This is a genomic window from Flavobacterium pygoscelis (genome assembly GCF_023162025.1).
Lineage (GTDB): Bacteria > Bacteroidota > Bacteroidia > Flavobacteriales > Flavobacteriaceae > Flavobacterium > Flavobacterium pygoscelis.
Genome location: NZ_JALNUB010000021.1, coordinates 3225 through 10536 on the forward strand (window position 1 = coordinate 3225; position 7312 = coordinate 10536).

Consider the following 7312-nt stretch of genomic DNA (forward strand, 5'->3'; position numbering starts at 1 on the left):
TGTGCAATTGCGCAATCGAGACCTGATAAACAGCCTAAATATTTGATTTGAAAGGGAATATTAAAACAGGAAATACAAATTTGTAATTTTCGTCAAGCCTTTCAAATGAGATTTGCTGAAAATTTATTTTCAAAGCGAAGACGCTTAAAGGCTTGGCTAAGTTATAAGAAAAAAATGATATAATCAAGTTTTTTTTATTATAACAGTTTTAATATGAGATTTTTAACTATTTAGGCTATGATTAAAAAAAACAGTACCTATCCCCCGAGTAGATAGGAACTATATTTTTTAATCGTTTATCTAGCTATCTCCTGGCACAACTGTTCCTGTTTTTATTATCTTAACAGAGAATAAATAACAGCACATAACAACGGCTAGGCATAATGCCGGCCACAGGCCAGAACAGGCACTATGCCTAGCCGAACCGTTAGCAGTTATTTTACCGAAAAAACAGAAAATTTAGAATACATATGGAAGTTCCGAAAGTTTTTATATCATACTCACACGATACACTTGATCACAAAAAGTGGGTTTTAGAATTAGCAATTAGATTAAGAAATAATGGTATAGACGCTATTATTGATCAATTTGAATTACAAGCAGGCGACGATGTACCTCATTTTATGGAAACAAGTTTAGCTAAAGCGGACAAAATAATTATGATTTGCACAGAACGATATGTAAATAAAGCAAATAATGGTGAAGGAGGTGTTGGATATGAAAAAATGATTGTAACATCTAATTTATTGAAAAGAATAGATGAAAATAAAGTTATTCCAATAATTAGACAAAATGGAGAAACAAAACTACCTACTTTTCTAAGTTCTAAACTTTATATTAATTTTTCTAAGAATGACGAGTATGAATTTAATTTTGACAATTTGTTAAGAACAATACATAAAACACCCATTTTTGAAAAACCTCCAATTGGAAATAATCCTTTTAAAGAAGTTCCAAAGGAAAGTTTAAATGGAGATATAAAGTTAATAAATGAAACATTAAAAACAATAGCTAATTTACAAGGGATTAGTCATTTTACAGAATCAATTCGCGTAAGCCAAATTTTACAAATTTCCCCTGTAATGTTTAAAGTAATTGGTATAAAATTGAATACATTAGGATATACAAAATGGGTAAATGGCAATAGTTATATTACAATTACAGATAAAGGATTAATGTATGCGTATGAAAACAATCTAATAAGTTAAAAAAAACAACTGCTAACAGCCGTTTGGCGTGATTGGGGATTTAGTGGAATTAGCGTTTTTTTACTACTTTTACGTTAAGCCGAAAATACTCGGTTTCAAAAGTCCCCAACCACGCCAAGCGCCAAGACGTTAGTAGCAAGCGCCCACGAAATCCTAAAAAACCAAGTAAACTATATGTATAAATACAAATTTCGCCCTAATTATGGTTCAAAAAGTCTCCTAATTGATTTTTTTTTGGTGCAGAAAATGATAATTTTATAATGGATTTACTAAATACAATTTCAGAAATCAATCCAAAAATCATACATGCTAGCGATTTATGGATGAATGACGAAATTTTAATTAATATAGATTCAGAAATAGGAGAATTTACCTTTTCAAAAGATACTTGGGGTTTCGCATTCTTAATGGCTGAAAATAATCAAAAAAGTCTTTTGAGAATAAATTCTATTTTAGAAGTCGCAGAACATTTTGAAAAAATTGAAGTAGATTTTGAAGATTATAAATTAAAATAAAACCAAATGAATTCAAGATAAATTTAGTAAAATAAATGCCAGCTACTAACAGCCGTTTGGCGAGATTGGGGTTTTAGTGGAATTAGCGTTTTTTATCATATCTTCGTTTCGGCAGAAAATACTCTGCTATAAAGTCCCCAACCTCGCCAAGCGCCAAGACGTTGGCAGACATTTTGGGACTCACGAAAATAATTAACTATAAAATACTTTGCAGTTCTTCTGATAAACTAGTTTTTTCTATTAAACCATCTTCAATAGATTTAACTAGCATTTTTTTTAAATTTGATCTAGTTATAGTTTTAAATCTATTGTTTCTTAAACAATCTAAAACTATTTCCTTTACACTTCCCAATTTTGAATAGGTTAATTCACTAATGTCTCTATGCTTATTAGTTAAAGAATTGATTATAGTATCTCCAAGGGTTGAATTTAAACTTAAACTCTTTTCAGTAATTACTGTTTCATCAAAATAAACTATATGAATTGTAGATAAATTTTCCTGTCTTGAACCCGTAATTAGTGCTAAAATAGCCGTATCTATTTCAGCTTCACTATCTACTAGCCAAGTTGATAAATCATTATTAGAAGTTTTAAGACACAAAGTAATTGCATCTGCGGACGAATCATCATTAGATATATCAACTTGATCCCATTTAGCTCTATTAATTCTTCTTACAAGGATAGACATAAATCAACTTCTAAATCTTTAACAACTTGATTTATATAATCTTGCAACCAACCTTGTCCAACATTTAAATTTGACAAGATAGAATAACTTTTTGGAGAAGCCCAATTTTCAAATGCTCTAACTCCCAACTCTTTTATTTCATTATTTCTATGACTTAAAGACGCTAAAGCAATAACCTGACCAATTGAAGAAATTATATTTTCTTCAATATTTCCAATAATTTTTACTAATCCTAGCAAAACTTTATCATCATTAAAAGAAGTTATGTATAAGTCATTTATCCAATTTAAAGCTACTGAACAATTAAGTTCAATTTGTTCTCTAATTATTTTTTCACCTTCGCTTTTAATACCATATTCTACATCTTCATATTTCAGTAAAGAAATAAGAATAGGTGTGATTTTTGTATTTAGATACTCTTCTCTTGTCTGATTAATTTTATTTTCATCATATATGAAATTAGTATTATTTTCTTCAATAATAAAATTAGAAGGAAAAACAATACCTTGAAAATCAGCGTCTAAAAAATCACTTTCAATCCTATTAATCCGTGGTTCAAATAATTCTTTTTTTTGATTTTTATCAAAGTATTGATAAAAATCAAAAGTGTCATTAATAATATCTATCATAATTTACTTAATTTTATCAAATAATTCTGCCGAAATTTCTTCTTGAATATTTTTTGCTTTATTTGTAAATTCTTTAATATCATCAATATTAAACCTAGAATCTAAATTTTCATTAAGGCTATTAATATCAACATTAACAACTAATCCTTCAAAAGCTTGAGCATCCTTATTAACACCAATTCTACCTTTTAACCACGAAAAATCACTAGTTATATTAACTATTTCTTGTTTTCCATTAATATCCATAATTTTTCTAAAAGCAAATTTATTGCTCCATTGGGTAGGATTTTCGTGAGAAAAATAATCTAAAGGGCTATTAAATTTTTTAAATAAATCAACAGAAACAACATTACTTATAACTGTTTGAATGGTAAATCCAATTCTTTTATGATTTTTTGAAAATTTAGAATTTACTTTATCTAAAATAATAAAAGCTTCTTTAATAAAATCGTCAACACTGATAAAATCATCACTACTATACTTAACATTAGATAAATTTATATCAATTCTTTCATCATTAAATCTTACATTCCAACTCTTATCTTGGGTCGTTAAAACTAACCTACTAACAGATTCGTTTTTTAAATTATTATTAGACACATTTAGATTTATCTGTTGCATCTGACTAGGTATTAATCCTTTATCTGAAAAATTTTCTAAAAAAAATTTCATATTTTCAGCACTTGGAGTTACTTCATCATAATTGCCGAAAGCAACTAATTGATACTTAATATTTGTAGTGTTCATTGTTATTAATTTCTGTGCTAATATATAATTTTTATTCTATAAAAAAATGTTAATAACTTTAATTAAATTAAAAAAAACGTCTGCCAACAGCCGTTTGGCGAGATTGGGGTTTTAGTGGAATTAGCGTTTTTTACCATATCTTCGTTTCGGCAGAAAATACTCTGCTTTAAAGTCCCCAACCACGCCAAGCGCCAAGACGTTGTAGGCAAGCTAACCAAAAAATTATGAGAAAATTCATCTTAATAACATTTCTTCTTTTTTATAATACATTTTTTTGTCAAGTAGTAATTAATGGCAAAATAAAAAGCAATGATGGTAAAGAATTGCAATTTGTAAATATTGGAATTAAAAATAAAAATATTGGAACTGTTTCTGACGAAAATGGAATCTTTTCATTGAAAATTGACAATTCGAAGACAAATGAAATATTAACTTTTTCATATGTCGGTTTTGAAGAATTAAATTTAAAGATAGAAGATATTATAAATTCGAAAAATAAAGAATTTTTTCTTACGCAAAAAACAATTGATTTATCAGAAGTTATTATTGTTGCGACAAAAGCAACAGAATTGAAAATCGGGACAAAATCGTACAGCAGTATGGTTGCAGGTTATGTTCGGGCTAATAACGATAAAAATAACGACATTCAAGAATTTGCAAAAGAAATTAAATTAAAAAAACCATCAAAAATACTGAATGTAAATATCAATTTATTTAATGTAAATGTTGATTCAACAAGATTTAGAATAAACTTTTATAACATTAAAGATAACTTACCATTTGAAAAAATAAACAATGAAAATATAATTGTAAAGCAAAAAGTTGAAGATGGTTGGAATAATTTTGATTTGGTTGAATACGACTTAACATTCGATAACCCTTTCTTTATTACTATTGAATATATACCCGAAAAATTCGATGAAAAGGAACCTTTTAGATATAGCGGACAACTTTTTGGAGAATCCATAACAAGGTCTTCTAGTTTAGGTACGTGGAATACAAAAAAAGGATTAACAATGGCAATGTATGTAACCGTAAAACAATAGCCAGCCTACAACAGCGGTTTTGCAAGATTGCGAAATAAGTGGTAAAATCACGTTTAACTTTCGCAAGAAATTTTATCTTAACAGAAAAATCTCGGTTACGAAGTTCGCAACTTCGCAAAGCCGCGAGACGTTAGTGGCAAGATTGAAAAAAAATATATAATATTGAAAAACAGTATTTTAGAAAAAATCATAATAATGAAATGTGATTTTCAGTTGCGAAGCTTTAATGATTAATTAAATAGTAGTGAAACTTTTCTTACTCTATGCGATTTAAAAAATTGAAATCAGAAATGAATAAATAATCAATTTGTATTTAAGATCAAATCTTGAAGATTATAGTCAAAAAATTAAATATAAAAGGTGCAAACGAGCAAATTTTGAATTCAATATTAATATTAAGAAGTTATTAGCTGAAAATATTATGTAAAAAGTGCAAACGAGCAAATTTTGAATTCAACATTAATATTAATAGGTTTTTAGCTGAAAATATTATGTAAAAGGTGCAAACGAACAATTTCGTAATTAACAATCATCTTATGTGTTATATATTTAAATTCAAATTGTAAAAAGACATAAACTCAATTTTAGTATTTAATGCAATAATTTTAAGATAGAAATCTAGAAATAAAATTAGATGTTTAACAATTAAACCTTGGAAGTAAATTACTCAAAACTAAAATATTAAAAATCCTGCCACTAACAGTCGTTACAAGAAATTTGGGTATTTGGCTTAATTTGAAAATGGTTTTGTTTCAGGAAAATTTGTGTTTAATGGAAAAATCTCGCATCTTTAATCCCAAACTTCTTGTAGCGACAAGACGTTAGCGGTCAGCAGCGTTGGAGCAAATAAAACTGGAGTGAAATAGAAAATATTTAGAATTTAAAAATATAAATTTCATCGATTTTTTTGAGTTTTTAAGATTAAAAATTGAAGTTGATTATGTTTGTAGAAAGCAGAAACTTGAAAGTTGGAATCTGATTAAGTTTGTAGTATGTGGAAACTGGAATGTTAGAATTTATCGAGATAACAAAAGAGAAAAATGAAGATATTAGCTGAATATTGAAATGATAAATAGAAGATTAAAAAGCGGAATTTTCTCGATTTTTTTTTGAATTTTAAAGTGGTAGAAGATGCTTAATAAAATATTTGACAGAAATTATAAAGACAATAATTATAATTTGGAATAGACATTTACAATAAATAGACTGCCGAACCGCTAACAGCCGTTTGCCGTGATTGCGGGTTTAGTGGAATTAACGTTTTTATTCATATATTCGTTTCGGTAGAATATACTCTGCTAGAAAATCCGCAACCACGTCAAGCGCCAAGACGTTAGCAGTCAGCAGCGTTGGAGCAAATAAAACTGGAGTGAAATAGAAAATATTTAGAATTTAATAATATAAATTTCATCGATTTTTTTTGAGTTTTTGAGATTGATAATTGAAGTTGATTATGTTTGTAGAAAGCAGAAACTTGAAAGTTGGAATCTGATTATATTTGTAGTCTGTTGAAACTGGAATGTTGGAATTTATCGAGATAAAAAAAAATAAAAATGAAGATATTAGCTGAATATTGAAATGATAAATAGAAGCTTAAAAAGCGAAATTTTCTCGATTTATTTTTTGAATTTTAAAGTGATAAAAGATGCTTAATAAAATATTTGGCAGAAATTATAAAGGCAATAATTATAATTTGGAATAGACATTTACAATAAATAGACTGCCGAACCGCTAACAGCCGTTTGCCGTGATTGCGGGTTTAGTGGAATTAACGTTTTTATTCATATCTTCGTTTCGGTAGAATATACTCTGCTAGAAAATCCGCAACCACGTCAAGCGCCAAGACGTTAGCGGTCAGCAGTGTTGGAGCAAATTAAACTGGAGTGAAATAGAAAATATTTAGAATTTAAAAATATAAATTTCATCGATTTTTTTTTGAGTTTTTAAGATAGAAATTTGAATTTGATTATGTTTGTAGAAAGCAGAAACTTGAAAGTTGGAATCTGATTAAGTTTGTCGCATGTGGAAACTGGAATATTGGAATTAATTGAGATAACAAAAAAAATGTAGATATTAGCTGAATATTTAAATGATAAATAGAAACTTAAAAAGCGAAATTTTCTCGATTTTTTTTTGAATTTTAAAGTGATAGAAGATGATTAATAAAATATTTGACAGAAATTGTAAAGGCAATAATTATAATTTGGAATAGACATTTACAATAAATAGAATGCCGAACCGCTAACAGCCGTTTGCCGTGATTGCGGGTTTAGTGGAATTAACGTTTTTATTCATATCTTCGTTTCGGTAGAATATACTCTGCTAGAAAATCCGCAACCTCGCCAAGCGCCAAGACGTTGTGTGCTAGTTTACCAGAAAATTTACGGTTAAAAGAAAATTCAAATTAACAATGAAAAATAATTGGGAAGAAATAAAATGGATTTTTGAACCTGATGGGACACTAAGAGATATTTATGTA

Annotated in this window: 6 protein-coding genes; 3 read left to right on the forward strand and 3 right to left on the reverse strand. The window is 28.0% G+C overall.

Annotated elements, in window-relative coordinates; translation table 11 throughout:
- The first annotated feature begins 470 nt into the window (after nucleotides 1-470).
- Together MW871_RS15900 and MW871_RS15905 are read left to right on the forward strand one after the other, a co-directional pair.
- Entirely contained in the window at nucleotides 471-1208 is a 738-nt protein-coding gene (locus MW871_RS15900) for a toll/interleukin-1 receptor domain-containing protein (protein ID WP_248429376.1), read from the forward strand.
- A gap of 260 nt (nucleotides 1209-1468) precedes the next feature.
- Entirely contained in the window at nucleotides 1469-1723 is a 255-nt protein-coding gene (locus tag MW871_RS15905) for a hypothetical protein (protein WP_248429377.1), read from the forward strand.
- A 196-nt stretch (nucleotides 1724-1919) separates the two neighbouring features.
- Here the strand turns inward: MW871_RS15905 and MW871_RS15910 are convergent, their stop codons facing one another.
- Genes MW871_RS15910 through MW871_RS15920 form a run of 3 tightly spaced genes read right to left on the reverse strand, consistent with a single transcriptional unit; the run spans nucleotide 1920 to nucleotide 3787 of the window.
- A complete protein-coding gene (locus MW871_RS15910) occupies nucleotides 1920-2411 on the reverse strand; it encodes a hypothetical protein (RefSeq protein WP_248429378.1) in 492 nt (163 codons plus the stop codon).
- Entirely contained in the window at nucleotides 2396-3040 is a 645-nt protein-coding gene (locus MW871_RS15915; RefSeq protein WP_248429379.1) for a hypothetical protein, read from the reverse strand. The genes MW871_RS15910 and MW871_RS15915 overlap by 16 nt, the downstream gene beginning before the upstream one ends.
- Nucleotides 3041-3043: 3 nt before the next feature.
- On the reverse strand, nucleotides 3044-3787 hold the full coding sequence (locus MW871_RS15920) for a hypothetical protein (protein ID WP_248429382.1): 744 nt from the start codon (nucleotides 3785-3787) through the stop codon (nucleotides 3044-3046).
- Nucleotides 3788-4011: 224 nt separating this feature from the next.
- Between MW871_RS15920 and MW871_RS15925 the strand changes: the two genes are divergently transcribed.
- Nucleotides 4012-4833, forward strand: a complete 822-nt coding sequence (locus MW871_RS15925) for a carboxypeptidase-like regulatory domain-containing protein (RefSeq protein ID WP_248429383.1) — start codon at nucleotides 4012-4014, stop codon at nucleotides 4831-4833.
- The last annotated feature ends 2479 nt before the right edge of the window (nucleotides 4834-7312 follow it).